We start from the raw sequence: 26,745 nt of genomic DNA, 5'->3' as shown, positions 1-26,745 counted from the left end.
GGCCTAGATCTCGCGCTCGCCGCCGCCGGGGCTGCGGATCTGGACCCGGCCGCTGGCGGGGTCGAACATCAGGTTGCGACCGCCGTCGCCGCCCAGGTCGCGGCCCAGGATCGGGATTCGAAGGCTGGCGAGGATCGCCTCGACGGCCTCCTGATTCATCCGGCCGATATTCTTCGCGGCCGGGGCCGTCGTCGACGTCGCGCCGACCTGGAACATGCTGGCGCCGCCGGCCAGCTTGGCGACCAGCCGGCCGGCCGCCTTGCCCCGCATCGCCTGTTCCAGCTCGGCGATCAGCGCGGGGATGGCCGTGTCCGCGTACTTGCCCGGGTGCTCGACGGCCCCCCGCGAGTCGGGCAGGACGACGTGCGCGAGCCCGCCCAGCTTAGCGGCACGGTCGTGGAGGACCACCCCCACGCACGAGCCCAGCAAGGTGCGCAGCCGCGACGGCGAGGCGGCCACCGCCCACCGGCCGATCGCCACCGAGACCACGTTGGAAGCGTCCGATTCCTGGGCCACGTCGACCGGCCTCCGCGAGGTCAAGAAGCGTTCCCGTCGGTGAGGGCCGAGGCCATCGCCGCGAGCGAAGGCGCGTCGGGGACGAAGAGCAGGGTCCAGTCGAGCCCGGCGCCGTCGCCGCCCAGCTCGAAGTTCGTCCGCACAAGCAGGACCCGGTCCAGCTCCTGGGCCTGGTCCATCAGGGCGAACTGCAGCAGGCTGCCGGCGAACTCGTGGAAGAAGACCGGGGGCGTGGGCGCCAGCTCGCCGGCCGTGGACATCGCCGAAGAGCCGGCGCCCAGGCTCGACGGCAGATGCGACGCCAGGGCGTTGAGATATGCGCAGCCGACGATGTTGGTCGTCTCCATCGCCGCCGACTGCTCGACCTCGCCCCATTCCGTCGTCGTCCCGACGGGCTGGTGCAGGAGCAGGTCGACCAGGGCCAGCCCCGCGTGGTCCTCGAAGCACAGGAGGAGCGACCCGCCGATCGGCCCGACCAGGCCCATCCGGCAGGCGGCCACCAGGCTCTCGGGAGGCCCGAGTGCTTCCGCCGCCTCTTCCAGCTCGATCTGTTCCACCTCGCCCAGGACGAGCCGGACCTCCTCGCCCAGCCATCGCGAAAGCGCCTGCGACGCCCCCTCGGCCCCGCGTTCGAGGATCGTTCGAAGCAGCCGACGTTGCACCTCGGTCAGGATGGTCATGCGCGGCCTCGGCGGCGGGCGGCGGCGTCGACCAGGGCGTCGACGTCGAGGATCAGGGAGACGCGGCCGTCGCCCAGGATGCTGGCGCCCGAGAGGCCGGGCACGGGCCGGAAGTTCCGCTCCAACGACTTCAAGACGACCTCCTGCATGCCGATGAGCTGGTCGACGACCAGGCCGATCGTGGTCTCGCCGTCCTGGACGATGACGACGTGGTACGACTCGGAATGGTCGCCGAACCGCGAGGGCTCGGGGGCCGAGGGATGGGGGCGGCCCCCCCAGTGGAACAGGTCGCCCAGCGTCGCGAGGGCCAGGAACTTGCCCCGGATCTCGATCGTCGGCCGGCCCTGCACCGAAGCGATCCGATCGCCGCGGATCTCGACGATCTCGTCGATGTGGTCGAGGGGCAGGGCGTAGACCTCGTCGTAGATCCGCACCAGCAGGCTCGACATGATGGCCAGCGTGAGCGGCAGGCGGATCGTGAAGACGGTCCCCTGGCCGAGCGACGTCCGGACGTCGACGCTGCCGCTGAGGTTGTCGATCCGATCCTTGACGATGTCCATCCCCACGCCGCGCCCGGAGATCTCGGTGACGGTTTCGGCGGTGCTCAGGCCGGGGTGCCAGATGAAAGGCACCAGCTCGCGGTCGGTCATCTCGGCGGCCTCGTCACGCCCGACGAGCCCCTTGGAGACGATCTTGCGGCGGATGCGCTCGCAGTCGATCCCCCGGCCGTCGTCGCCCACGGTGATGACCACGCTGTTGCCCCGGTGCGAGGCCTGCAACGCCACGGTCCCGGCCCTGGGCTTGCCGCCGGCCTCGCGGACGTCCGGCGGCTCCAGTCCGTGGTCGACCGAGTTGCGGACCATGTGGATGAGCGGGTCGCTCAGCTCGTCGATCATCCGCTTGTCGAGCTCGGTCTTCTCGCCGGCGATCCTGAGCGCGACCTCCTTGCCGGACGCCAGGCTCAGGTCGCGGATCACGCGCCGGAACCGCTCGAAGAGGGGGCCGATCGGCACCATCCGGGTTTCGAGGACGCCCTTCTGAAGGCCGTCGGCCACGCGGCCCAGGCTGTGGATGGCGTCGCCCAGCGTCTTGAGCCGCTCGCGACCCTGGCGGAGGCGGTCCAGCTCGCCGCGGATCGCGCGGAAGTCTTCGCGGAGCCGGCGGACGTGCCCCGCCCAGCGATCGACGGCCCCGTCGCCGGCGCGGGCGCCCGCGCCGCCGACCACGTGGTCGAGCCCCCGCATGATCGTATCCAGCCGTTCTTCGGTCTCCACGGCCAGACTGCGGGCGTCGGAGCCTCGCAGCACCTCGTCGAGCCCTTTGGCGACGTCGATGAAACGGGCCTTGTTGATCACCAGCTCTCCGGCCAGGTTCATCAGGTTGTCGAGCCGGTCGCTGTCGACCCGTATCGTCTCGGCCACCTTCGCCCGCTTGCCGGCAAGTTGCGGAGCAGACGGGGCTGCAGGAGCGGTCGGGGCTTCGACGGGCTCCGCCGCGACGACCGGCGCGGCCTCGGCGGCCGGCTCGGACGCGGGCGCCGTCATGTCGACCTCGGCCTCGACGGGGTCGACCGTGACTCGCAGCACGCCGTCGACGTCGGCCAGGGTTCGAAGCCCTTCCAGGTCGCCGGAGGTCGTCATCCAGATGGTGATTCGCGCCAGGGACTCGACCTCGTCGAGCTTCTCCAGCGGCGGATCCGTAACGGTGATCCTTCCCCGCGCACCGAGCCGCTCGACGACGAGGCGGGCCTTCATGTCGGCCAGTTGCAGCCCGGGCTCGAACTCCACGACCAGGCGGACCGTCCCCTGCACGTCGTCGGCCAGCGCGATGACGGTCGGGGCCGCAGGCGCGACGGCGGGGACGGGCTGAGGCGAGGGTTCCGGGGCCGGGGCGGGGGGCCTGGGGACGGCCGTCGAGGGGGTCGTGAGGGCCGCATCGACCTCGCGGGTGAGGCCGGCGAGGTCGCGATCGCTACGGCCTTCGGAGCGCAGCTCGCGGTGATAGTCGCGAAGCTCGTCCAGGCAGCGGAAGGTCAGGTCGAGCACCGGCCGGTCCAGCTCGCGCTTCTTGGTCCGGAGCTGGTCGAACAGGCTCTCCAGGACGTGGGTCAGCCGGTTGACCGACTCGAAGCCCATGACGACCGACGCGCCCTTGATGCTGTGGAACATCCGGAAGGCCTCGGCCAGCGCCTTGGCGTCGGCCGGGTCTTGCTCCAGGCGCAGGAGGGCGTCGTTGAGGGCCGCGATGTTCTCGTCGGTCTCGTCGAGATAGAAGGGCAGGAGTTCGCTCAGGTTGAAATCGGACATCGCCGGGCCTTCAGCTCCCCTTCCGGTACAGCCAGGGCTTCAACTTCTCGAGCCCGCCGAGCATGCCATGGATCCCCTCGGTCGGCCCGATGACCAGGCTGCCCCCCTTCGCCAGCGCGGCGAGGATGACGTCGACGACCTTCTGCTTGCTGACCGCGTCGAAGTAGATCAGCACGTTCTTCAGGAAGATGCAGTCGAACGGCTCGCCGCCGGTCGGGAAGAGCAGGTTGTGCGAGCGGAAGGAGGCCATGGCCCGGACCTCGGGCTTCACGGTCCAGCGCCCCGCAGGCGCCTCGTCGAAGAAAGCCTTGCGGTCTGCCGGGTCGACGCGGTGCAGGGCCCGCTCGTCGTACACCGCGGCGCGGGCGGCGGTCAGGGCCGAGGCGCTCAGGTCGGTCCCCACGATCTCCACCCGCCAGCCGGCGAACTCGCCCTTGCGGCCGGCGACCTTCAGGGCCATCGAGTAGGGCTCCTCGCCCGTGCTGCAGGCGGCCGACCAGAACCGCAGCGTGCGCGGCCGTCGCCGCGCCGCGGCCTCGCGGACCATCCCGGGGAGGAACTCGTCGGCGAGCCACTGGTAGTGAGCGGCGTCGCGGAAGAAGTAGGTCTCGTTCGTGGTCACGGCGTCGAGGAACGGCTGCATCTCGACCTGGCCGGCCGCCGAGCGGATGAAGTCGAAATACGCGGAGTAGCCGGCGATCCCGGTGGCCCGCAGGCGGCGGCGGACGCGATTCGAGATCAGGACGCGCTTGTTCTCGCCGATCCGGATCCCCGACACGCGGTAGATCAGGTCGCGATACTTGGCGAACTCGGCGTCGGTCAACTCGATCAGATTCATGGGGTTGAGATGCCGGTAAGGTCGGGCGTCGTCGTCATTCGACCATCAGTCGCGCGCGGGTCCCTTCGATGATCCGAAGCAGGCCGTCGCGAAGACTCTCGTAACTCTCGTCGTTGATCGCCAGCTCCACGTCGAAGCCGACGACGTTCTCCAGCTCGGACATCGGCGTCGCCAGGTCGATGGCCAGTCGGTCGCGGCCGAGCCGGCACGCGTCGACCAGGCCGTATCCGCCGTAGAGCTGGTCCTTGTACTCGAAATAGAGGCCGTCCTCTTCCCAGTCCTCGAGGCTCCGGGCCGAGTCCGCACCACGCTGAAAGGTGATATAGGACCCTTCGTCGTCAAAACAGTCATCCCCCGTGGCGACGCCCGCGACGAGGGTCTCGCCGTCGTCTTCGAAGGAGCCCTGGACGGCCCGGAACGCGATCCGCATGATCCCACTCCCATCGGAGGCACCTAAGGTTCGCGGGGACGGCGTTCCGGGGGCGGCTCAGACCTTGAACCCCGAGATAACTTGCTTCAGCGAGGCCGCCTGCGCGCCCAGCTCTTCGGCGCTCGCAGAGAGTTCCTCGGAGCTGGAGGCGTTGGTCTCGGTGAGGCTGGAGACGTTCTGGATGGCCTTCTCGACTTCGCTCGACGCCTCCGACTGCTCGCGCGTGGCGCCGGCGATCTTGGCGATGCTGCCGGCGGTCTCCTCGACCCCCTGGACGATCCGGGCCAGAGACTCGCCGGCCTTCTCGGACAGGCTGGCGCCGTCGGCGACGCGTCGGGTCGACTCCTTGATCAGGGCGGTGATCTCCTTGGCCGCGGCGCTGGAGCGCTCGGCGAGCTTGCGGACCTCGTCGGCCACGACGGCGAACCCCAGGCCGTGCTCGCCGGCCCGGGCCGCCTCGATCGCCGCGTTGAGGGCGAGAAGGTTCGTCTGGCTGGCGATCTCGCTGATGACCTGGATGATGTCGCTGACCTGCTCGCTCGACTTCTTGATCAGGACCATGGCCTCGATCGCCTGCTCGACCGACTCGCCGCCCTGCTTGGCCAGGTGCGACGTCTTGTCGGCCAGGCCGGCCGCCGCGACCGCGTTCTTGTCGATATCGTTGATCGCCTGCGAGAGCTGCTGGACCGAGGCCGACATCTCCTCGACGGTCGCCGCCTGGTTCTGGGCCGATTCGCTGAGGTAATTGGCGCTCTCGGCCACCACCCGCGATCCCTCCCCGAACTGGCTCGCCGACTCGACGACCTGGCCGATGACCTCCTTGAGGTCGGCGATCATCTGCGCCAGGGCCCGACCCAGCCTGCCGAGGTCGTCGTCCCCCTGGACGTCGATGGTGGTCGTCAAGTCGCCCTCGGCGGCGGCGCGGGCCGCCGCCATCAGGCGGCCGACCTTCTCTTCCAGGTCGCGCTTGCTGCGGTCGATCTGGGCCTGCCTGTCGACCCGTTCCACCGAGATCGAGACCTGCCGGCCGACGCCCCGCAGGGTCTCCAGCCGATTCGTCGAGAGCTGGACCTCTTCCTTGGTGAAGAAGTCCATGGTGCCGATCACCCGACCGTCGACCAGAATCGGGAAGCAGACGCCCGACTTCAGCCCGTTCCGCTTCGCCACCGGGGCCCGCGAGCAGCCCCGCATCTCGCCGAGGTCGGACACGAAGACGAGGTCGCGGGTCTGCCAGGCCTGGCCGTTGAACCCCTCGCCCTCGCGGAATCGCGACGCCGTGCTGACCCGTCGGAACTCCTCGTCGACCGACCCGGAATCGGCGACCCAGCGCAGCCGGCCGTCGGAATGGTCGACCTCCCAGAACGAGCCGTACCACCAGCCGAACGCCTCGCGGACCGTCCGCAGAGCCACCTCGGCCGCCTCCGAGACCGTGGTCGCGCCGCCCAGCGCGGTGAGGAGCTGCACCATCGCCGAGGCGTCGGCCTGCAGCTCGGCCTCGCGCACCTGGCTCCGCACCTTCTCGGTGACGACTTCCCAGGTCACCATCGGGAACATGTAGCGCCCTTCATGGTCCTTCATGGGCGTCACCAGCAGCTCGAACAGCTCCGGGCCGACGTTGATCGTTCGGGTCCGAGGAAGCGTCGCGCCGTCGGAAAGGATCCGACGCTGGTGCGAAGGGTCTTTGTGGAAAACGTCGATCGAGGCCCCGATCATCTGGTCGACCTTGACCGGCAGATACGCTTCCAGCTTCTCCAGCGTCTTGCGGGCGCACGGATTCATGTACTGGATGTTCATCTCGGCGTCGGCGTACATCATGTTGACCGGCGCGTTCTCGACCATCTGGCGGATGCGCACCAGCTCCATCTGCTTGCCGAGCTTGGCGATCTTGTCGGACGCGATCCAGCCGATGGCCCGGATCACCTCGCGACGCTCGGGCCCGATCGCCGCCGTCTGGGTGGTCAGGAAGTCGATCGTCGCGACGACGCGGCCCTCGACCACGACGGGGACGGCGAGCGCCGTGCGGATCCCGGAGCGGGCGGCCAGCGTGCAACGGCCGCAGTCGCGGGCCGCCGCCGGGTCGTCGATCACCACCACGTCGCGCGCCTGCCAGGCCTGGCCGATGAGCCCTTCCCCCTCGCGGAACCGGGCCGACCGCGAGTGCCGGGCGAACTCCTCGGAGATCCTCCCCGAGTCGAACTCATAAACGAGCGTCCGTCCCGTCGCGTCGAGCTTCCAGTACGACGCGTAGGTCCAGCCGAATTTCTCGCGGACCACGTCGAGGACCGCTCGGACCGACTCGTCGATCGTCTCGGCCCCCGCCAGGGCCGCGAGCGTCGCGGTCAGGGCCCGGGCGTCGGCCCGCAGCTCCTCGACGATTTCGGCATGGACGGCCTCGGCGGGGGCGGCCGCGGCCATCGCCCGGCGCGTCTTCGAAACCGTCGCCCGCGGCGGCGTCGGACGCGGCGCCGGCTTCGCTCTCAGTTCGGGGGCGGTCGCCTCGGCGCCATTCGCGGGGGTCGGGGCGCGGTCGTCGGCGTCGTGATGGGGCGATTCGGGCTTCATGGGGATCTGCAACCTCGCCATACGCGAGACATGGGGGGGAGGCTGGGCCCGACGGGCGGACGTCGCCCGTCGTTCGCGGCTGCGCTTAGGAGGTCGGTCCGACGGCCGAAGGGACGACCGGCTCCTCGAACTGGAAGAGACGCTCGACGTCGAGCATGATCAGCAGTCGATCGTCCAGCCGGGCCAGGCCCGAGACGTACCGGCACGAGTCGTCGGCCGAGACCAGCGGCGAGGGCTGGATCTGCTCGCGGTTGATCCGCATGACCTGGGTGACCGCGTCGACGATGCAGCCGACCGTCTTGTCCTGGACGTTCACCACGATCGTCCGCGTCTCCTCGTCGAAGTCGCGGGCCGGCTGGCCGAACCGCTTGCGCAGGCTGACGACCGGGATCACCGAGCCCCGCAAGTTGATCAGCCCTTCGATGAAGTGGGGCGCCTGAGGGAGCCGCGTGATCGGCTTCATCAGGATGATCTCCTGGATCTTCGTGATCGCGATCGCGTAGTCCTCTTCGCCGAGGCGGAACCCGACGAACTGCAAGACCGGGTTATCGCTTCGCGCCACTTTGGGGGATGGTCCGGTTTGCTGGCTCATTGCGGCCTCGATGCGTCGCTCCAGGTGGTCGATCTAACGAGGATTGTATCACTCGAATCGATTCCGTCCCGTTTTTCCCACGAAATCCGTACATCCTTTCATCCCCACCTTTGCGCGATCGGCGCAATCGCGATATCCCGGAGAACCAGGAATCGAAATTGGCGGGGAGACTTGTGGCTTGCGGACTCGAATTCGTCGCGCCGCGATGCTAAGAAATCGGGCTAAGGAACGTCGTCAGTCTAAACGGGGCGGTGTCCTCATTCGCCACGACTCGTCCACCAATTCTGGAGGCCTTCTGCGATGAAGAACCATCGGCGACTGGTCGGGTCGGCGCTCGCACTCCTGGCCCTCGGTGTCCCGGCGCTTCATCAGGCGAGATCGCTGAACGCCGCCCCGCCGGGCGATATCACGCTCCTGGGAGTGCTTTCCGAGTGGCAGTATCCTGGCTCCCGGATGGTCGACGGTGCGACGATGAGTGACGGCGGCGACCCGAAGGTCCAGTCCATCAAATGCACGACGGTCCTCGTGACTCCCGATCCCTTCGATAAGGTGGCGGCCTTCTACGCCGAGAAGCTCGGGACGACCGAGCCGGAGCCCGGCAAGGCCGATGCGGCCAGACGCGACGCGGGCGCGGTCTCGAGGCTGGAAGACTCCCAGGGTCGATCGGTCAAGATCCGCGTCTTCGTCGCCAACCAGGTCGACGCCGCGACCACGCTCGTCGTGAGCCGCGTCGACGGCGAAGCCGAGACCCACGTCGCCTGGTCGCACTATCGGCGCTTCCAGGTCCGCCCGTAATCCCGGCGGCGCGGCTGATGGATGGAATCCGGTCGGATCGTTCTTCGCGCATGACGACGGAGTCACGAGGATCAATTCTTCGCTCAAAAGTTCATGGTATAATCGACGCAGGCCGCCCAATTTATCAAGATCGGCGATGGTCGTGTTCGACGAAGCTGTCGGATCGAATCGAGAGGTTCTCCGTGAGATTGCCCCTGCGTTTCAAGCTGTTGCTGGCCTTCCTGATCTTCGGTGCATTGCCGCTGCTGGCCACGATGTGGGTGGCCTATCGGGCGAGCGAGACGATGAAGTTTCGCCAGGCGCGTGCGATCCGGCGGGCGTCGATGTTCGTGCTGGCCGCGCTCGAGCGGTCGCCCCTGGACGTGGGCAAGGAAGCCACGCCGGTGACCTTTGATCGAGCCAAGCCGCCGATCGAGCTGATCGGCCGGATGTTCGATCGCATCCTGCGCGAGTATGAGCTGCCCCCGACGGCCCGCATGGCGTTGGTCGGCCCCGACCACAAGGTGATCGTGGCGCGGTCGGGCTTGAGCGAGGGCCTGGGGCTGGTCGAGGGGCGCGAGGTGGACGCGCTCTACGTCGAGAGCATCGAGCCGTTGCGCTCCCCTTCGGCCGAGGCGGCGAAGCGGGGGGCGACTGGAGTGATCGAGGTCGAAGGTCACGTGGGTGCGGAAGTGGTGGGCTATACCCAGGGCGAGTTCCGCGAGGAGGGCGACCAGGCCAGCGCCTACACCTGCCTCGTCGTGGTCCCCAGGGCCGACGCCTACGACGCGATCTACAACCTGCAGAGCTTGACCCTGGCGGTCGGGCTGGGCTCACTGACGTTGATCGGCCTCCTCTACTTCGCGTTCGGACGGCGGCTGATCCGGATCGTGTCCAACATCCAGTCGGCGTCGGGCTCGTTGCTGGAGACGAGCACGCAGCTCGAGATCCGTGCCGAACAGCTCGCCCAGGGGGCGACGGAGCAGGCGGGGACGATCGAGCAGATCGCGGGCAGCTTGAAGTCGGTCGACGCCGCCGTGAAGCGGAACGCCGACCACGCCCGCCAGACGTCCCAGTCGGCCGACGACGCCCGAGCCATGGCCGAGATCGGCGGCAAGGCCGTCAAGGAGACCGTCAAGGCGATCATGCAGATCGCCGAGCAGATCCGGATCATCGAGGGCATCGCGTCGCAGACGAACCTGCTCGCCCTCAACGCGGCCATCGAGTCGGCCCGCGCCGGCGAGCATGGGGCGGGATTCGCCGTCGTGGCCAGCGAGGTCAACAAGCTGGCCGACCAGAGCAAGCTCGCGGCGCTCCAGATCGACCACATCGCCGTGACGAGCGTGAAGATCGCCGAGGACGCGGGCCGGCTGCTCGATCAGGTCGTCCCCAAGATCCGCCGGACCGCCGAGCTGGTGCAGGAGATCGCCGCCGAGTCCCAGCAGCAACGCACCTCGACCCACGAGATCAACATCGGCGTCAGCCAGCTCGACGAGGTCGTCCAGCTCAACGCCGGCGCCAGCGTCGACCTGGCGGCGGCGGCCACCTCGATGGCGGGCCAGGCCGCCGCGCTCAAGGAGATGCTCGGCTCGGTCGAGGCGGATCGACGACCCGCTCCGACCACTCAGGACGCGACGCAGCAACGCCGTGCGCCGGCTCGACCGTCGACCCTCGTCCGACAGCCCGGCCCGCCCCGACGTCGCGAGACGCCGGCCCAGGATCGCGACGCCGAGCCCGCCGCCCCGCCCGACTCCCCCGGCGCGGGCGTCGTCATCCAGCTCGACGAGGACCAGGAACAGGCCCACGATCGGAACTTCACCCGCTTCTGATCGGCACGGCATGGCCGCGGTTCGCGGCGGTCTCTCGCGTGTCGTCCACCGGTTTGACGACAAGTCGGCGAGAACCCTGCGGAGCGGGGAGGGCGCCGTCGCGGCCCGGTATCATCTTGCGACGCGCCGGCGGATCGGGTCGAATACGGCGGTCGGACGAGCGCCGACGAGGCCGTCCCGCGCTTCGGGAGGCTCGCGTGCGGGCCGTCTCGGCGGGAGAACCTGCGATGATGAGCATCCCGAGACGAACCTTCCTCGGCGCGACCGCCGGAGCCCTCACGTCGGCGCCCCTCCTCGGGGCTGCGGCGGCCGCCCGCGGCGCGGGCGACACGATCGGCGTCGGCCTGATCGGCGTGGGCAATCGGGGCTCGGTGCTGCTGCAGAACCTTCTGCAGATCCCGGGCGTCTCCGTCCGAGCGATCTGCGACGTGGACGGCGAGCGCCTGGAACGGGGACTCAAGGCCGTCGAGAACGCCGGCCAGAAACGCCCGGCCGGCACCACCGACGGCACCTGGAAGGAGCTGCTCGCGAAGGACGGCCTCGACGCCATCGTCAGCGCCATCCCGTGCGACCTGCACGCCCGCTGCTATCTCGACGCCATCGCCGCCGGCAAGGACCTGTATGGCGAGAAGCCGATGTGCCTCAGCCGCTCCGACCTGGACGCCGTGGTCAAGGCGGCGCGGGAGAGCAAGCAGATCGTCCAGGTCGGCCACCAGCGCCGGGCCGACCCCCACTTCATCGAGCCGATCGCCGCCGTGCACCGCGGCGAGATCGGCGACCTCGTCGAGGGGCGGATCCTCTGGTCGAACTCGTGGGGACCGCTGCTCGGCTGGTTCGGCCAGCGCAGGCGCTCGGGCGACTGGATCGTCGAGCAGGCCGTGCACAATTGGGACGTCCTCAACTGGGCCGTGAACGCCCCGCCGGTACGCGCCATGGCGATGGGCCGCGACGACCTCTTCCGCGACCGCCAGGCCGACCGCGACGTCCACGACTATTACGCGGGCGTCGTCGAATACCCCGGCAACGTGTTCGTGAACATCATCCACAGCTGGGTCGCGCCGACCAAGTTCAACGAGGAGTTCACCCGCCTGATCGGCGTCAAGGGGGGGGTCGACTTCGGCACGGGCACGTTCTCGTACCGGCCCGACCTGAAGAAGGCCGACCAGGTCCTGGGCGGCCCCGAGACGAATAACACGCTGCTCGCGCTCAAGGCCTTCGTCAACTCGGTGCGCACCCGCAGCGAGCCCGTCTGCACCGTCGAGCACGGCCGCGCGGCGGTCCTCTCGTGCCTGCTCGTTCGCGCCTCCGTCGACGCCAAGTCGGCCGTGACGATGGACCAGGTCGCCTGACCGAGACGAAACCTCGATCCTCGAAGAAGGCGGGCGGGAGTCCGCCTTCTTCCCCGACCGACGAACTCGCTCCCGATCCCGAAGGTCGTCAATCGGCGAGTAAGGCGAGCAGGGCGTCGTGGTCCAGGGGCTTTGTCAGGTGGTGATCGAAGCCGGCGGCTTTCGAACGTCGGCGGTCTTCGTCCTGGCCGTAGCCGGATACGGCGACGATGACGACGTCCTTGCAGCACGCCTCCCGCCGCAGCCGCGAGGCGACCTCGTAGCCGCTCATGCCCGGGAGGCCGATGTCGAGGAGGATGAAGTCCGGGGGGGTCGCCGTCGCCGCCTCGATGGCGGCAGGGCCGCTGTGGGCCGTCGCCACCTGGTGCCCCAAAAGTTCCAGCAGCATCGCCATGCCCCAGGCCGTGTCCACGTTGTCGTCGACCACGAGGATGCGGACCTTCCGACCGGTCTCCGCCCTCGCGGCGTCGGCGGATCGCGACGCTTCGGGCGTCCACCTAGCACGGGGCAGGCGGATGACGAATTCGCTCCCCTCGCCGGCCCCCGCGCTGTGGGCCGTGACCGTGCCGCCGTGCATCTCGACGAGCTTCTTCACCACGGTTAGCCCGATGCCCAACCCCCCCTCGGAGCGGGCCAGGGAACGGTCGCCCTGGGCGAACAGCTCGAACATCTCGGGGATCTTCTCCGGCGGGATGCCCACGCCTCGGTCCGTGACGGCGACGACGACCTCGTCCAGTTCGGACCGAGCCGAGAGCCGGATGCGGCCGCCGTCGTCGCTGTACTTGGCGGCGTTGTTCAGCAGGTTCACCACCACCTGTTCCATACGGGTCGGGTCGACGTCGGCCCAGAGTCCGGCCCGCTCGACGTCGAGTTCGAGGGTGTGCTTCCGCTCGTCGACGAGCGTCCGGACCGTGGCGGCCGCGCTCTCCAGGATCGGGGTGATCTCCATGACGGAGCGGCGCAGCTCGATCTTGCCTCGGGTGATGCGGGACACGTCCATGAGGTCGTCGATGAGCCGCGAGAGGTGCTGCATCTGCCGCGTGATGACTTCCATCGACCAGTCGATGTGCTCCTTGAGGCCGCTCTTCGTGGTCACCTTCACCGCATTGCCGATGGCCGCGAGCGGGTTCCGCAACTCGTGGGCGAGCATCGCCAGGAACTCGTCCTTGCGGGCGTCGTTGCTGCGGAGTTCCTGATAGAGCCGGGCGTTCTCGACGGCGATGGCCGCGAGTCGCGAGAGCTGCACGAGCATGGCCTCGTCGTCGGCGGTGAACTCGCCGTCGAGCTTGTCCGCGAGCTGGAGCAGCCCCAGGTTCCTCCCGTTCCGGCCCAATAGCGGAGCGGCCAGCCAGCCGCCTCCGCTGGGCTTCACCAGCGCGACCTTTTGGAGGATTCGCCACCGCGCGTCGTGCTCCAGTTCGTCCTGCGTCAGCCGGACGGGCCGATTCTCGGCGTTCACCACCATGTAGAGGTCGGCGCCGAGGATGCCGGGCTCTTCGGCCGCGTAGGACCGATTCGTCGCCGTCGAGACGACGTTGAGAGGGTAGGGGTGGTGCGTGCCCAGCACCATGCACGTCGCCGCCTGCCGGGCCCCGATCAGGAGCCTGGCCTCCTCGGTCACCACGCCCACGACCGAACTCACGTCGTGGGCCGCGTTCACGCGCGTGGCGATCTCGGCGAGCTTCTGGAGCTGGAGCGCCCGTTTCCGGGTCGCTTCCTCGGCCTGGGTCCGCTCGGTGACGTCGCGCGTCGAGCCCGCGACGGCTTCCACCGTCCCGTCCGGGGCGAGGACCGGAACGAAGATGTAGTCGTAGCGCCGCTCTCCCGCCGCGCTCGTATAAGGCGTTTCGTCCCGCACGTGGGCCCTGGTGGCGACGACCTGCTGAATCTGCCGCTGGAGTCTCGCGGCAAGGTCGATCGGGTAATCCAGGTCGAAAAAGTTCTTGCCGACGGCCTCGTCGGAAGTCTTGCCCCAGAGGGCCAGCAGGGCTCGGTTGATGTAGGTGAACCGGCCGGCCAGATCGAAGGTGTAGATGAAGTCGGGCGAGTTCGAGAGGGCGGTGTCGAAGATCCGCGCCTGGAGCCCGATCCGGGCCGTCAGCTCTCGGCGCTCGTCCTCGGCGCGTTTCTTTTCCGTGACGTCGGCGATCGTGCCGTCGAAGCTCGCGAGCCGTCGGCCCGACCCCTCGCCCGTGAAATTAGAGCGGCCCTCGACGTAGACCCACCGGACCGAGCCGTCGGCGTGGACGACCCGATATTCGAGCGAGTACGGCTGCGGGTCGTCGGGGCGCGTCGAGGCCAGGATCGCCTCGAGGACCCGAGCCCGGTCGTCCGGGTGGACGATGGCGACGGCGTCCTGGTATGAACAATGGTCGCCGGCAACGCCGAAGATGGCCCGGAACCGGTCGTCGGTCTCCAACGCTTCCGTGGCGGGATCGATGTTCCAGGTGCCCAGCCGGGCGGAGTCGAGAGCCAGGTTGACCCGGGCGTCGAGCCGCCGCGTCTCCTCCTCGGCCAGCTTCCGTTCGTGGACGTCGATGACCGATCCCACGAACCCGAGGAACGAGCCGTCCGACGCGAACCGCGGGCGGCCGACGTCGAGGGCCCAGCGGTACGACCCGTCCGGGCGGCGGACGCGATACTCACACCGGAACATCTGGCGCCGCTCGTTGGCGGCGAGGAAGGCGCGTCCCGACGCGACCTGGTCTTCGGGATGCAAGGCGTCGACCCACCCGATCCCCAGGGCCTCCTCCTCGGCCTGGCCGGTGAGCTCGTGCCAGCCGCGCGAGAGGAACGTGCACCGGCCGTCGGGTTCGGTCACCCAGAGGATGGCCGGGGCGGCGTCGGCCAATTCTCGGAATCGTCGCTCGCTGGCTCGCAGCGCCTGCTCCGCCAGCATGCGGTCGGTGACGTCCCGGAAGTAGACGGACAGGCCGTCGACCGCCGGGTAGGCGTTGAACTCGAACCAGCGGTCGAAGTCCGCGTAGTGCGCGGTAGCCGACTCGGCCACGCGGGTGGCCGCGACCCGGCGATAGATCTCCCCGAATTCGCTCTCGGCGAGGCCCGGGTACAGGACCCAGAGGGACTCGCCCAGGACGTCGCCCGCGGACTGGTCGAGGATGCGCTCGAACTGCGGGTTGACGTAGGTGAACCGCCAATCCCGGTCCACGGCGAAGAAGCCGTCGGTGATGCTCTCGAGGATGCTCCGATGCCGCTCCTCGCTCTGCCGCAATTCTCCCTCGACCCTCCTGCGGTCGCTGACGTCGCTGAACATGATGGCGACCTGGCGGGAATCCGGGCCGCCGAGCCGGAAGGCGTCGACGTGGAACCAGCGGCCTCCCAGTCGCTCCGAGATCCTCTCGAACCGAGCCGGCTCGCCACTCTCGGCGACTCGACCATAGGTCTCGAACCAAAAATCTTCGAGCCCCGGCGCCAGCTCCCGCACCGTCCGGTCCACCACGTCCTTGAGTCCGGTATGCCTCTCGAACGCCGGGTTGGCTTCGAGGAACCGGAAATCAACGGCCTTGCCGGAGCCGTCGAACAGGATCTCGACGACGCAGGACGCCTGGTCCATCGAGCGGAACAGGTTGCGGAAGCGAGCCTCGCTCGTCCGGACTTCCTCGCTATCTCGCGTCCATTCTTCGTCGCCGGGAGGGGGAGGGGAGGGCTTCTCTTCCTGGTTCGGCTGCATGATTCGTCTCGCCCCTGCGCCGCGAGCGTCCACGACCCGCTTCCGACCCTCATTCTAGGGAATCGCGGCCGGGTTGGCGAACACCCGACGAACCCGCGAACGTCTAGGCGGTTCGAGAAAACTCCGTCGATGCACCCTGGCACGCGAATCGCACATGGTCGAGCAGGGAACTCAGGCGATCTCGATTGCAAAGGAGGTGCAGGATGGCGAGCGAGGAGAAGACCAGTCAGACCGGCATGGCGGGGGCCAGCGGTCAGCGGATGGAACCGGCCGACGAGGGAATGGTCGTCGAGGCGGCCGGCCAGGTCCCGCCCCATCGCGATGCTCCCTCGACGCGGGATCAAGACCCGAAGAAAGGCCGCACCGGAGAATCGTCTTCCCGAGAGGACGACGAGGACGGTGCGGCCTGAGGTCGAGATCGCTCGCGAACGCCTTCAGGGCTTCAACGGGGTGATCACGATGTTGCGGAACTCGATCGGCGTCCCTTCGGACTGCAGGCTGATCGCGCCCCGCGAGACGGTGCAGTTGGTCGCCTCATTGACCAGATCGCCGTTCACCTTCACCCGCATCGTGGAGCCCTCGCAGGTGATCTCCATGCGATTCCACTCGCCGATCGGCTTCTCGGAGCCGTCGGTCAGGTTTTTGTGCCGACGATCCTCCTTGCGGCTCGCCTCGTCGGGGACGTCGAGGTCGGTGCCGATCACCCATAGGTCGCCCGCGTTGCCCGCATAGAGCTGCACCTCGATCGACTTGGGCCAGACGCCGAGCGCCCGGGGGGTGGAGGTATGCACGAGGACCCCGTTGTTCCCCCCTTTGCTCCCCTTCGGCCAGCGCCACTCCAGCGACAGGACGTAGTCGCTGTACTCGTCGTCGGTCTTGAGATACCCGGCCGGCTCGCCGGTGCATTTGAGCACGCCGTCGACGACGCTCCAGGTGGCGGCCGCGTCGGCGTTCTCCTTGTCGGAGATCGCTTTCCACCCCGACAGGTCGCGGCCGTTGAAGAGCCGGTGCGACCGGTCCTGGGCGGAAGCGGGGAGCGACAGCGCGACGAACGCGGCGACGGACGCCAGGGCGTATCTCATGGCGATATCCTCGAAGAGATCGTGAAGGAGGGCCAGAGCCGTTTGCTCCTGGCCGGGTTGGACATTCCCCGGTCCTGAGCGCGGATTATAGCCCTCCCATGCGACGGATGCGCCGGGGCACTCACGGCCGAGGTGGAGCGCCCCGGGCATCGCTGCGGACGAGGAGGAACGCCACGAGGTCCTGGATCTCGTCCTCCGTGAGGCTCGAAAGCAGGCCGACGGGCATCTGCGAGATCGGCGACGCCTTCATCTCGTCGATGTCCGCACGCTTCACGTTGGTGAAGTGGCCCGGGTCGAACATGTCCTCGACGACGCTCAGGGTGTCGCCGAAGACGTTGCCCACGCGGCCCGTGACCACCTGGCCGTCGGTCTTGGCGATGACGACGGCGGCGTACTGGTCGCTGATCACCTTGCTCGGCTCGACCATCGATTCGAGCAGGTCATGGACGTTGAATCGGCCCGAAACGGCCGTGAGATCCGGGCCGACCCCGCCGCCGTCCGATCCGCAGCGATGACACGAGGCGCATGCCACCGAGCCGAAGAGCCGCCGGCCGCGGTCCAGGTCGCGCTTCTCGCCCATGCCGCGTTCGACGATGGGGACCAACTCAGCGAGGGTCCACTCCTTGACGGTCTTCCGCGCCGCCAGCAGATCGCGTGGCGACTTCGTCGAGGGGCGGGCGTCCAGGATCGGCTTGAGAGCCGTCCGCTCTTCCTCGCTAAGCGACTCGATCGCCTGGTTCTTGATCGTCTGGAGCGAGCTCGCGAAGGTGTTGCCCCCGCGGAAGGTCGCGGCCTCGGTGACGAACCAGCGGAAATACTCCTCGCGGAGCGGCCGCGTCCAGCCGGCCTTGAGCCCGCGGAGAATCAGGGCGTACTGGACCTTTTCCTCCTGCGTCAGGGCGTCGCGCAGGGCCGCCATGATCTTCGGGGCGGCCGTCGGGGCCTGGAGATAGGAGAGGATTTCCGCCAGCAGGTAATCGGATTCGACGGCCTTCGAGGGGAAGAAAGCGTCGAGCCGAGCGGCCAACCGCCGGGCAGCCTCCTCGTCGGGCCGGCCCAGGCGCGTGAACGCCAGGGCGTAGGCGCGCAGCAGGTCGACGCGATCCATGCGGCCGAGGCTTGACCAGTCGATCGAATCCAGGGCTTTTAGGATCTCCCCCTGGAGCGCAGGATCCGGTCTGGGATCGTCCGCCTTGCGATGCGGTTCGTCCTTCCCGCTGTCCCGGCAAAGGGCGACGAGGGCCGCGATCGCCTTGCGTGGGTCGGACTCCTTGAGGGCCTTCGTCCGCCAGGTCGCCGGGTCCTGCCATTCCAGGGCAATGCGGGCGGCGTAGCGGATGGCGCGATCCTGATCCGAGAGGTACGGCCAGGCGGCGTCGATCGCGGCGGCGTCGGCGTGGCCGTGGTAGCCTTCGAGCTTGCGCCGCAGGTCGCGCATCGTGGAGCCCGGCTGGACCGGGATCGGCTGCGGGACCTCGCCGCCGACGTAGGTCACGCGGTAGAGGGCCGACTGGGCCCCGCGGCCCCCGACGGCGAGGTACATCGCGCCGTCCTTCGGGTTGATCACCACGTCGGTCACCGGCAGGGGCTGACCGCTGATGAACTCCTCGACCTCGCCGGCGTAACTGGCGCCGTCGGGCCGCAAGTGCACGGCGCGGAGCTTCCCGAAACTCCAATCGCAGATGAAGAGGGCGTCCTCGTATTTCTTCGGGAACTTCGCCCCGTAGCCGAATGTGATCCCCGTGGGCGATCCCGGGCCGATGTCGACGACCGCGCCGAAGCTGTCGATGTAGTAGGCGGGCCACTTGCCCGACCCGTTTCGGAAGCCGTATTCGGCGCCGCTGATCACGTGGTTGATGCGCGTGGGCCGGTACCAGGGCTCGCCGATGTCCCACTCCATATCCGCGTCGTATGTGAACAGCTCGCCCTCACGGTTGAAGGCGAGGTCGAACGGGTTCCTCAGGCCGGCCGCGACCAGCTCCCATGATTTGCCGTCCGGGTCGGTGCGGGCGATCCAGCCCTGGGGCGCGAGCGAGTCGTCCATGAAGCCGGTCGGGACGCGGGTCGCCAGGTTGTCTTCGCCCCAGTTGAGGGGCAGGCGCGACGTGTCGACTTTCGTCAGCTCGGTCGAATTGCCGCAGACGACGAACAGCGACTTGCCGTCCGGCGACAGGAGGATCGAGTGCATGCCGTGCTCGCCGCCCCCCTTGATCTCGCGGAGGAGCTTGACCTCGTCGTAACGGTCGTCGCCGTCGGTGTCGCGGACGCGGTAAAGGCCGTGCGTCCCCGCCTCGTTCACCATCACGTAGAGGCTGTCGAAGGCATAGAGCAGGCCGTGCGCGCCCGCCAGGTCGACGCCGATCGCCTCGGGCTCGACCTCGGAGCTGCGGTCGAGGGGTGGGGTCGTCATGCGGTAGAGTTTGCCCCGCTGGTCGGCGGCGATCAGTCGGCCCTTCTGGTCGACGCAGAGCGCCACCCACGAGCCCTGAGACTCCTTCGGGACCGAGTAGATCTGGTCGAGCTTGAACCCCTTGGCGACCCTCACGTTGCCGGCGGCCGACTCCGAGGCCGATCGCAGCGACTTGATGCGCACGTCCTTGAACCGGACCGTCATCGGCTCGCCCGCGTGGAGCTGGAGAGCGAGGATCCCCGAATCGAGCCGCTTCGCCGCGTCCTCGTCGTAGACGTCCACGGTCGGGACGCCGTTGGTGAAATGCTGGAGATGGTTTCCTCGTGCGATCACGACGTACTCGTTCCAGTCGTCCTTCTTGATCTTGGCCCCGATCTCCTCGGACGTGCCCAGACGACCTGTGACGTCCTTGCGGCCGTCGGCGGTCCAGGTGACCTTCTCGCCGCGATCGGCCATGATCCCGCGCCCGCCCGCGCCGCCCGCCTCGTCATAGAGGATGCCCGAGTAACGCGGACCGGCTTCCATGTCGGCCTGGTAACCGGCGGCCACGAAATCGCCGCGATCGCGGCTGCGATATTGGATCCCCGAGTTGGCGAAGCCCGTGGCGTTGTCGGCGGTGATCTTGAAGGCCAGCCGCAACTCGAAATCGTCGACGATGAGGTTCGCACCGGCCGACTTCGCGAAGAGGAACGTGTTCCCCTTCGTCGGATGATCCTTCGTGGTCCGGCCGACGATCGCGTGGTCCTCCACCGACCAGAAGCCCGGCCGGCCCTCCCATCCGCTGAGGCTGCGGCCGTCGAACAGCCTGCGGAACCCGTCCTCAGGGGCGAAAACCTTCGGCTCCTGCCCGGCGACGAGCGCCTCGACGATCTCCCGGGCGTCTTCCGGGACGTCAACCTTCGCGACGCCGACGTCGACGATCCTCGTGGTGATCGTCCGGTCGAGAGCGACCTCGCGGTCGCCGATGCGTCGCGACCCGCCGAGCGTCAAAGCGTACTCGGTCAGGAGGCCGTCCACGATGTGGAACTCGACGGATCCGTGCGGGCCCTTGATCGGCGCTTCGACGCGTCGGCTGCCTCGCCGCGTGGGCGCCTCCAGGTCGAGGAGCGCGGCGGCGGACTCGGGGGGCAGGACGGCCTTCACCCGGTCGCCCTCATGTCGCACCTCGGTAGCGGCGCCGAGCAGTTCCTCCGCTTGGACGACGGGCGGTCGAAATCCGGCGATCGTCCGGAGTTCTCCGCCGCCCGGCGCCCCGGCCTGGCCACCCGACCTCGGCCGGCTCGGAACCCGCCAATAGCCGTCGAGCAGGACGGCCGACTTGCCGCCCCGGGTCACGAAATCCAGGGGAGACGGCTCGCCGGAAAGAGCGACGCGAGTGAAGCCATGCTTTCTCGTCCAGCCCGCAGAGTTTCGGCCCGGCGCGGCGGAGTCGCTGGCCGCGACGGTCGTCGTCCAGCGATAGCCGGACGCCTCGTCGAGCTCGCGAACGCCCTCCGAGCCGACCAACCTCGCGTCGGCGTCGGCCCGTGACGGGGCTTCTTGCGACCGAGCGGAAATGGGGAGGAACCCCACCAGGACGAGGGCCGCGACGGCGGGAATTTTCAGGTCGAATGACTCGATCATCATGGGGATCTCCTTGATCGGTCCTCGACGATACATGACCAGGGCTCTTGATGCGAGTGCTACCATCGAACATGTCGCCTCGCGGCGGACGAAAATCGGCGACCGCCCCGCCTTTCGGTTTCGACAGTTACGCGGCAAAATCACCGGAGCGACGGCCGGTTGGCAGATCCGCCCCGAAACCGATCGCTCGGTTGCGATGGCGCTCGCCCCGGGACGAAGGGTCGAAACGAGCCTCCAGCCTCGCTCATGACACGCCTCGGCCGTGCTCCCGAACGATCAGCCTTTGTGCGGCCGTCGCAGATCAGATACGGCGCTCACGACGCCGCGAATTCTCAATTCGCTCGTGGCCCGAAACGAGTCGTTGCTGGGGGCAACCGGGCGTCCGGCGGCGGGACCTCGGCGGCGAACCGGGGGCAGGGCGTCTACAACCTCAGCTACGCCATTCAGGACGTCACGAGCACGAGCGGCGGATTCGCGGCGAATCTCAACAGCGTCACGAACGACCTCTAGATCTTCGCGACTGCGGCGAGGGCCCCGGCTCCTTTCCGCAGGCAGCAAGCCCGTGAAGCCGCCGCGTTCGAAGACCGGAACTTCGCGTGCGCCAACAACGGTGGATTCCTCCCCGTCGATGGCGAGGCCTTGGCCCGCGACAACCGGGTCGAGTTCCAGGCCCGCCAGGGACGCGCCGGCGAGGCCGAACTCCAGAGGGTTCTCGCCGAGAACCGCCAGATCAGGGCTGATCTGGAGCAGATCGGCGACGGCGTCGGGGCCGCCTTACAAGCGTTCGCCCAGCAGCAGGCTCGGCTTCTCCAGCTGATGCAGTTTGTGAACCGTCAGCAGGCCGAGCAACTGCAATGGCAGGAGCTGCCGAGGCGCGGCCGGTAGATCACCCCGACCCGCCCGAGCGGAGGGAAACAGGATCAGGGGCAAGCGGCCGCCGCGACGCTTGCCCAGAAACTCGACGCCATCGCGGCCCAGGTCTTCGGCTCCGCCTACAACCCCGGCCTCACCGAGCAGATGGAGCGGATGCGGGCGATGGAGCCCGTCACGCCGTCCCTGCTCACGTGGGGCTCGGGGGTGGTGATTCCGCATCGAGTGGTGCCTGCGGGTGTCAGACGCGGCGACGTCGCAGGGCCGCCAGGCCCGCCAGCGCGGCCGTCGCGCCCATCGCGAGCGTCGAGGGCTCGGGGACCGCCGTGACGCCGTAGGAATAGGAGAAACCAGAGTCGGTCACGAGCGCGGCAATGTCGTTGCTCGTGGTGACATTGGTCAGGATGAGGCTATTGCCGATGATCATGGCACCGAGCGAGGTCGTGGTGTTGATTTGCGTCTCGAGATCGAGAAGGATCTGGCTGGCAGTCAGGCCGCTCGTCAGAGTCGAAAAATCGCCGCCGCCGGGGCCGCCGATCGAAAGTGTCGCGGTCCCTGCGAAGCCCAGAGTCGCCACGCCGGTCAACTCGAGATCATAATTGAGGCCCAATCCCGCGGACAGCTGTTCAGGGTTTATCCGTAGGACCTCCCCCGATTTGCCGGGGTTGAAAGAGATCTTGTCGAGTTCCCTCCCAGCTACCGGGGTCACAGTCACCACGCCTGCTACGGCCGCAGCGGTCTGATTGACGGACTGGGCGTTGATCTGGGCGGCGATGAAGGCGGCCTTGGCGGCGGCGTTGGCGACATCCGCGGCCGCCGGTGTGAATTTGACTTGCTCGGTTGATGACCCCCGAGGGGGGGCGACGACCGTCGACTTGACTCTGATCGACTCTTCCATGCCGGCGACGCCCGTTGCGTCGACGATGATCTTCCCCGACATGAATCCGGCGTGGGCCGGGACCGCGAGACGAGCGGCGATGCCGCAAAAGAAAACGAAGCGCAACATTCGACGTGACATGCGTTTGACCTCCGGTGGACCGAGGTAGATGAAATGCGACGTCGCCTCCTCACTCCTCCTCACTCTTTTCGTCAAAGGTGCCGCGGCTCATGTTAGCCGGCTCGGGGACGCTGGTCAATCAAGTGCCGATATGAGACACGCGACGCCGGGTGTCCCAGGGTTCATCAGGCGGTTTGCGTCCATCCCCAGCCGGAACCCGTGAGCCTTGCGTACTCAAGGCCGAGGTCACGGGACGCTGGCCGATGACGAGTCGAAGCCCGAGAAGGGCGAGCCGCGCAAGGTCGCGAGGACCGGGGAGGCCCTCGTCGACGCCGGCAAGCTCAAGGAGGCCGCGGCGAGGCTCACCGAGTAAGGAAAGGCAATGGCTCAGGTACGCCGGCAGGGAGGCGGTCAGGTCCGAGGCCGTGCTCAAGTGTCACGTTGTCTTGGCCTCAGCTTGCGCGGCGTGAGAGCGGGATCTCCTCAGGCGCCTTCCTTGGCCTTCCATCTCCGGTCCCGCTTCACCTTCAACCGCTCGCCGACGTCGTCGACGGCGAACGCCGGGATGTCCAATCGGCCCGTCTGCCGGCCCCGCCTGCGGCGGGCGTGGAGGGGTGAGACCGCGGCGCAGGGGGCGGGGGCTTCCCGAATCGGCTCGCTCGCCGGCGGGGCCGGGGGCCGGTCAACGATCGCCTTTACGGGCCGGAGGGCGCCCTTCGCCGATTTCTCGCGCCGGATCTCCTCCAAGCGGTCGGCGTCGCCCTGCTTCAACTCGGAAGAGATCACGCAGAAAGCTCCTTGGATGAAGGCCGGGCTGGGTTTCCGGAGATCCGGTGATATCTATCATCAGATTTTTATTACATAATGATACGCAAATAAATTATATCTACAAGATTTTGATGTCTCGACTTCGCTTGTGCTGATCTCCCCATCGCGTCGAGCCGTGGACCGCATTCGATCCGGAAGGAGGGGCCCGCGGCGCCCAAGTCGCGCCCGTCCGCCCTCCTGCCGGCGAGGCTCGAATATCAAGAGGACCCGGAAACGATGATGCGAAACGCAATATTCTCTAGACTATATATTAGCACATAATTAATTAATGCACGCCCCGCCTGAGAAGGCGGCGCGTCCATACCTTCAGGCGGCCTCGCATCGCCTGGCGGCAGCGATCCCGACGCATCCAAGTATCGACCACCTTAAAATCGATGGGTTGCATGAAGTCGACGACCATGAGCTTGCCGACGCTGGCCGCCGTCGACGTCTCGACGCGGGCGCAGGCCGACATCGTCCTGGGGACGGAGGGGGGACTTCGCCGTCCTGGCGGGCGCGACGGTGACCGACACCGGGCCCTCCGTCATCGACGGCGGCGACTTGGGCGTCAGCCCTGGGGCGGCTGTCACCGCTTCCCGCCGGGGAGCCTGGTGGCTCCCTACACGAAGCCCGTCGGGGACGCCGTGGCGGCGCAGGACCAGCTCGATCGGACGACGGCCTATAACGCCGCGGCGGCGCTGGCGCCCACGCAGGACCTGTCGAGCATGAACCTGGGCGGCTTGGTGCTCCTGCCGGGCGTCTACTTCTTGTCGTCGTCGGCCCAGCTGACGGGGACCCACACGCTCGACGCCCAGGGCGAAGCGAATGTCCAGCTCGTCTTCCAGAAGGGCAGCACCCTCTCGACGGCCAGCGGCTCGTCGGTGTCGGTGGTCGACGCAGGAAGCGTGCCTCCTGGATCCAACGTCTTCTGGAAGGTCGGCAGCTCGGCGACGCTGGGCACGGGCACGGATTTCGCCGGCCACATCCTCGCCCTGACGAGCATCACCCTGAACACCGATGCGAGCATCATCAACGGGAGCGCGCTGGCCCGCAACGGCGCCGTCACCCTCGACAGCGACATGATCGTCGACTGCGTCGATCTCGCCGCCGTCCCCGAGGCGGCCTCGCTGGCGATGCTGGGCGTCGGGGCTCTCGGCGTCCTGAGCGTCGTGCCCCGGCGACGCAGAGCGTCACCGACTGACGACCCGACGAAGACGAAGACGAAGACGAAGCGGCCGCGCTCCTCGCGCGATCGACGGGCTCGGCCGTCGTCATGCGCGGGGCGACGCTCGGCCTGAGCAGGACTTGAATCTCCCGGAATTTCGTCGGCCGGCTGGGTCCGATAATGGGCTTTATACTGGTTCGGCTCGACTTGAGCCGATCCACCCCGGCTTCGCCCTCTCCCAACGTTGCGACAAGGCCCCGGCTTGCATGCGCGCCGGACTGCGTCGGGCGGGCCTCCAGGCCTTCGACCCCCGGCGATTACAGGACCATTCTATCGCAATACGCGATACTTGCCCTGGACGCGGTCAACGCATCCTGCGATAGTAGGCTCAGGGCCGCCGCGACTTCCGGGAAACCGATATGCACGTAATGACCTTGGCGCCGCTGCGAGACTTCTGGCGATCTCGGCCGGGGGATCCTCAGGCCGAGTCCCGCATGAGAGCCTGGTACAAACTCACCGAGGCGATGGTCTGGGCCGACTTCGGGGAACTCCAGCAGACGTTCCGCGCGGCCGACAAGGTCGGCGATTGCTTCGTCTTCGACGTCGGCGGCAATCACTATCGGATCATCGCCAAGGTCGATTTCGCCCGATCCATCGTGTTCATCAAGCGGGTGATGGACCACGAGGAATACGACAGGGATCTATGGCCCGACCAATGCGGGTGCCATGAGCCCGGCCCGCCCAGGAAATCCAAGGCGGGGGCGGCCGCGTCGCCGAAAGATAAGCCTGGTGGCAAGGCCCTTAAGAAAGGTGGAAGACGATGACCGTCAAGAAAGGATCACGGGCCAAGGTCCCGAAGGGGCACGAGGCCGCCGTTCTTCCAGCCTCGTCCGGCGGGATGGCGAAGGCGTCCCTCGCGCCCCTCGTTCACCTTCGGAAATATCTCGCCCTGGTGAAGAAGTTCCCGCTGCAACCCATCCGGGACGACGCCCACCTCGGCGAGGCGTTGGCGACGGTCGAGACTCTGATGTGTCGGGACCTGGACGAGGGCGCGGAATCGTATCTGGCCGTCCTCACGGGCCTCGTCGAGGCTTACGAGGCCAGGACGCGCCCGATCCCGGACGCCTCCGAGGCCGACGTCCTCGGCTTGTTGATGGAGCAAAAAGGGGTCAGCCAGACCGTCCTCCGGGACGAGGTCGGCATCTCGCAGTCCACCGTCTCCGCCGTACTTCGCGGCGCCCGAAACCTCACCAAGTCCCAAGTCGTCGACCTCGCTCGCTTCTTCAACGTCCCGCCGGCGGTCTTCCTGCCGAGGACATGACGAAATAGCCGCAACCGACGGACTCGCCCCAGGCAGGCGGCTCGTCGATTCTCGCTGTCCTGTAATTCTAACGGGCGTCGAGAATTCGGGGCGGTGATCGGTCTCGTCTGGAACTCGAGGTACGCCCGCAGTAGTTCGCGGTATTCGTCGCTCGTGGGATTGTATCGTCGGTAGGTCGGAGAACTCGCGGGCTGTCCTCGTGACGCCCGTCTATTGAGCCTCGACCGCCCTCCGAGATTAGGGGAGTGCCATCACAGCGTCGCGGATTTTCTCCACTGCCGACATCGTCAGCGGGTCTGATGATGTGAATAATGGTTGCAGACGTTAAAATGTGGCGATTATTCTTATGGCGTATCCGCCCTTCGGGTGCCCCGCCGAGGCAGTCGAGGGATCATTCGTATAAGCGGCTTTATGTTTCGGCAGAACCGCTGCCGCTGAACTTCCGAGAAGCTCTACAGCGGCGAGCGGACCGGCCCGAGCCCGGTCGACCGGCGGAAGAAGGGGAGGGGAGCAACCACCACGTGGTCGTCGACGGCCGCGTGCCGCCGGTCGGCGACCGTCCCGGCCAGCCGCGACGGCGGCTGAAAGAACTGCTCGCGGACCGCGATTACGATTCCAAGGCCTTCCGCGGCCGCCCGCGGGCGAGGGGCATCCGGCCTCGGATCGCCCGACGCGGGACGGCCCACGGCAGCGGCCTGGGCGAGTTCCGCTGGGTCGTCGAGCGTTCGCTCTCACGGCTCGCCCATCACCGCCGCCTCCGATTCCGCACCGACCGCCGGGCGGACATCCATGAAATTCGGCCCTCGATCGACTGCGCAATGATCCACTTCAACATCCTTATGGCTTCATGGTGTCGGGGCTTCTAGGGGCGGTGACTGGGAAGGCTTCGGCGTATCGTCCGAT

At 67.9% G+C, this 26,745-nt stretch carries 22 protein-coding genes; 10 read left to right on the top strand and 12 right to left on the bottom strand.

The window, feature by feature from the left end:
• Window positions 1-3 precede the first annotated feature (3 nt).
• The 7 genes from PZE19_RS31135 to PZE19_RS31105 form a co-directional block, all read right to left on the bottom strand.
• Window positions 4-516 (bottom strand): chemotaxis protein CheD, encoded by a 513-nt coding sequence (locus tag PZE19_RS31135; protein WP_277864571.1) that lies wholly within the window; start codon window positions 514-516, stop codon window positions 4-6.
• 20 nt (window positions 517-536) lie between these two features.
• The gene (locus PZE19_RS31130; protein ID WP_277864570.1) at window positions 537-1,196 is read right to left on the bottom strand and encodes a chemotaxis protein CheC; all 660 of its coding nucleotides are present in this window, start codon (window positions 1,194-1,196) and stop codon (window positions 537-539) included.
• A complete protein-coding gene (locus tag PZE19_RS31125) occupies window positions 1,193-3,502 on the bottom strand; it encodes a chemotaxis protein CheA (protein WP_277864569.1) in 2,310 nt (769 codons plus the stop codon). Before PZE19_RS31125 ends, PZE19_RS31130 begins: the two co-directional genes overlap by 4 nt.
• A gap of 10 nt (window positions 3,503-3,512) precedes the next feature.
• Window positions 3,513-4,340, bottom strand: a complete 828-nt coding sequence (locus PZE19_RS31120) for a CheR family methyltransferase (protein WP_277864568.1) — start codon at window positions 4,338-4,340, stop codon at window positions 3,513-3,515.
• Between the two features lie 34 nt (window positions 4,341-4,374).
• Window positions 4,375-4,770, bottom strand: a complete 396-nt coding sequence (locus PZE19_RS31115; RefSeq protein WP_277864567.1) for an Imm10 family immunity protein — start codon at window positions 4,768-4,770, stop codon at window positions 4,375-4,377.
• A 57-nt stretch (window positions 4,771-4,827) separates the two neighbouring features.
• Window positions 4,828-7,332: a methyl-accepting chemotaxis protein gene (locus PZE19_RS31110; RefSeq protein WP_277864566.1), complete on the bottom strand. Its 2,505-nt coding sequence runs from the start codon at window positions 7,330-7,332 to the stop codon at window positions 4,828-4,830.
• Between the two features lie 85 nt (window positions 7,333-7,417).
• The gene (locus PZE19_RS31105) at window positions 7,418-7,924 is read right to left on the bottom strand and encodes a chemotaxis protein CheW (protein ID WP_277864565.1); all 507 of its coding nucleotides are present in this window, start codon (window positions 7,922-7,924) and stop codon (window positions 7,418-7,420) included.
• A gap of 300 nt (window positions 7,925-8,224) precedes the next feature.
• Here PZE19_RS31105 and PZE19_RS31100 point away from each other — a divergent pair, with 300 nt between their 5' ends.
• The 3 genes from PZE19_RS31100 to PZE19_RS31090 all read left to right on the top strand — a co-directional run bounded on the left by PZE19_RS31100 (window position 8,225) and on the right by PZE19_RS31090 (window position 11,876).
• Window positions 8,225-8,719 carry a hypothetical protein gene (locus tag PZE19_RS31100; protein WP_277864564.1) on the top strand — a complete coding sequence of 165 codons (495 nt, stop codon included), beginning with the start codon at window positions 8,225-8,227 and terminating at the stop codon, window positions 8,717-8,719.
• 182 nt (window positions 8,720-8,901) lie between these two features.
• On the top strand, window positions 8,902-10,527 hold the full coding sequence (locus tag PZE19_RS31095) for a methyl-accepting chemotaxis protein (RefSeq protein WP_277864563.1): 1,626 nt from the start codon (window positions 8,902-8,904) through the stop codon (window positions 10,525-10,527).
• A gap of 227 nt (window positions 10,528-10,754) precedes the next feature.
• Window positions 10,755-11,876, top strand: coding sequence for a Gfo/Idh/MocA family protein (locus PZE19_RS31090; RefSeq protein WP_277864562.1), 1,122 nt, complete (start codon window positions 10,755-10,757; stop codon window positions 11,874-11,876).
• An 88-nt stretch (window positions 11,877-11,964) separates the two neighbouring features.
• Here PZE19_RS31090 and PZE19_RS31085 read toward each other — a convergent pair whose 3' ends face one another.
• Window positions 11,965-15,567: a PAS domain-containing hybrid sensor histidine kinase/response regulator gene (locus tag PZE19_RS31085; RefSeq protein ID WP_277864561.1), complete on the bottom strand. Its 3,603-nt coding sequence runs from the start codon at window positions 15,565-15,567 to the stop codon at window positions 11,965-11,967.
• Between the two features lie 203 nt (window positions 15,568-15,770).
• On the opposite strand from PZE19_RS31085, the gene PZE19_RS31080 reads away from it, so the two are divergent.
• Window positions 15,771-15,977 (top strand): hypothetical protein, encoded by a 207-nt coding sequence (locus PZE19_RS31080; protein ID WP_277864560.1) that lies wholly within the window; start codon window positions 15,771-15,773, stop codon window positions 15,975-15,977.
• A 24-nt stretch (window positions 15,978-16,001) separates the two neighbouring features.
• Here PZE19_RS31080 and PZE19_RS31075 read toward each other — a convergent pair whose 3' ends face one another.
• Both PZE19_RS31075 and PZE19_RS31070 read right to left on the bottom strand, forming a co-directional pair.
• Window positions 16,002-16,649 (bottom strand): 3-keto-disaccharide hydrolase, encoded by a 648-nt coding sequence (locus PZE19_RS31075; protein ID WP_277864559.1) that lies wholly within the window; start codon window positions 16,647-16,649, stop codon window positions 16,002-16,004.
• A 121-nt stretch (window positions 16,650-16,770) separates the two neighbouring features.
• On the bottom strand, window positions 16,771-20,685 hold the full coding sequence (locus tag PZE19_RS31070; RefSeq protein ID WP_277864558.1) for a 3-keto-alpha-glucoside-1,2-lyase-like domain-containing protein: 3,915 nt from the start codon (window positions 20,683-20,685) through the stop codon (window positions 16,771-16,773).
• Between the two features lie 636 nt (window positions 20,686-21,321).
• Here PZE19_RS31070 and PZE19_RS31065 point away from each other — a divergent pair.
• On the top strand, window positions 21,322-21,567 hold the full coding sequence (locus tag PZE19_RS31065) for a hypothetical protein (protein WP_277864557.1): 246 nt from the start codon (window positions 21,322-21,324) through the stop codon (window positions 21,565-21,567).
• Between the two features lie 226 nt (window positions 21,568-21,793).
• Here PZE19_RS31065 and PZE19_RS31060 read toward each other — a convergent pair whose 3' ends face one another.
• Window positions 21,794-22,570, bottom strand: coding sequence for a PEP-CTERM sorting domain-containing protein (locus tag PZE19_RS31060; protein ID WP_277864556.1), 777 nt, complete (start codon window positions 22,568-22,570; stop codon window positions 21,794-21,796).
• 205 nt (window positions 22,571-22,775) lie between these two features.
• Between PZE19_RS31060 and PZE19_RS31055 the strand changes: the two genes are divergently transcribed.
• Window positions 22,776-22,922 (top strand): hypothetical protein, encoded by a 147-nt coding sequence (locus tag PZE19_RS31055; RefSeq protein ID WP_277864555.1) that lies wholly within the window; start codon window positions 22,776-22,778, stop codon window positions 22,920-22,922.
• 110 nt (window positions 22,923-23,032) lie between these two features.
• Here the strand turns inward: PZE19_RS31055 and PZE19_RS31050 are convergent, their stop codons facing one another.
• Complete coding sequence (locus PZE19_RS31050; RefSeq protein ID WP_277864554.1) at window positions 23,033-23,335, bottom strand: hypothetical protein; 303 nt, start codon at window positions 23,333-23,335, stop codon at window positions 23,033-23,035.
• Window positions 23,336-23,760: 425 nt separating this feature from the next.
• On the opposite strand from PZE19_RS31050, the gene PZE19_RS31045 reads away from it, so the two are divergent.
• The 4 genes from PZE19_RS31045 (at window position 23,761) to PZE19_RS31030 (ending at window position 26,708) form a co-directional block, all read left to right on the top strand.
• A complete protein-coding gene (locus tag PZE19_RS31045) occupies window positions 23,761-24,654 on the top strand; it encodes an ice-binding family protein (protein ID WP_277864553.1) in 894 nt (297 codons plus the stop codon).
• A 361-nt stretch (window positions 24,655-25,015) separates the two neighbouring features.
• A complete protein-coding gene (locus tag PZE19_RS31040) occupies window positions 25,016-25,345 on the top strand; it encodes a type II toxin-antitoxin system HigB family toxin (RefSeq protein WP_277864552.1) in 330 nt (109 codons plus the stop codon).
• Window positions 25,342-25,842 (top strand): helix-turn-helix domain-containing protein, encoded by a 501-nt coding sequence (locus PZE19_RS31035; protein ID WP_277864551.1) that lies wholly within the window; start codon window positions 25,342-25,344, stop codon window positions 25,840-25,842. The genes PZE19_RS31040 and PZE19_RS31035 overlap by 4 nt, the downstream gene beginning before the upstream one ends.
• 521 nt (window positions 25,843-26,363) lie before the next feature.
• Complete coding sequence (locus PZE19_RS31030) at window positions 26,364-26,708, top strand: hypothetical protein (protein ID WP_438270004.1); 345 nt, start codon at window positions 26,364-26,366, stop codon at window positions 26,706-26,708.
• Window positions 26,709-26,745 lie beyond the last annotated feature (37 nt).

The sequence above is a fragment of the Paludisphaera mucosa genome (assembly GCF_029589435.1).
Lineage (GTDB): Bacteria > Planctomycetota > Planctomycetia > Isosphaerales > Isosphaeraceae > Paludisphaera > Paludisphaera mucosa.
The sequence above is the reverse complement of the archived record's forward strand: the minus strand, read 5'-3'. Positions and strand labels throughout refer to the sequence as shown.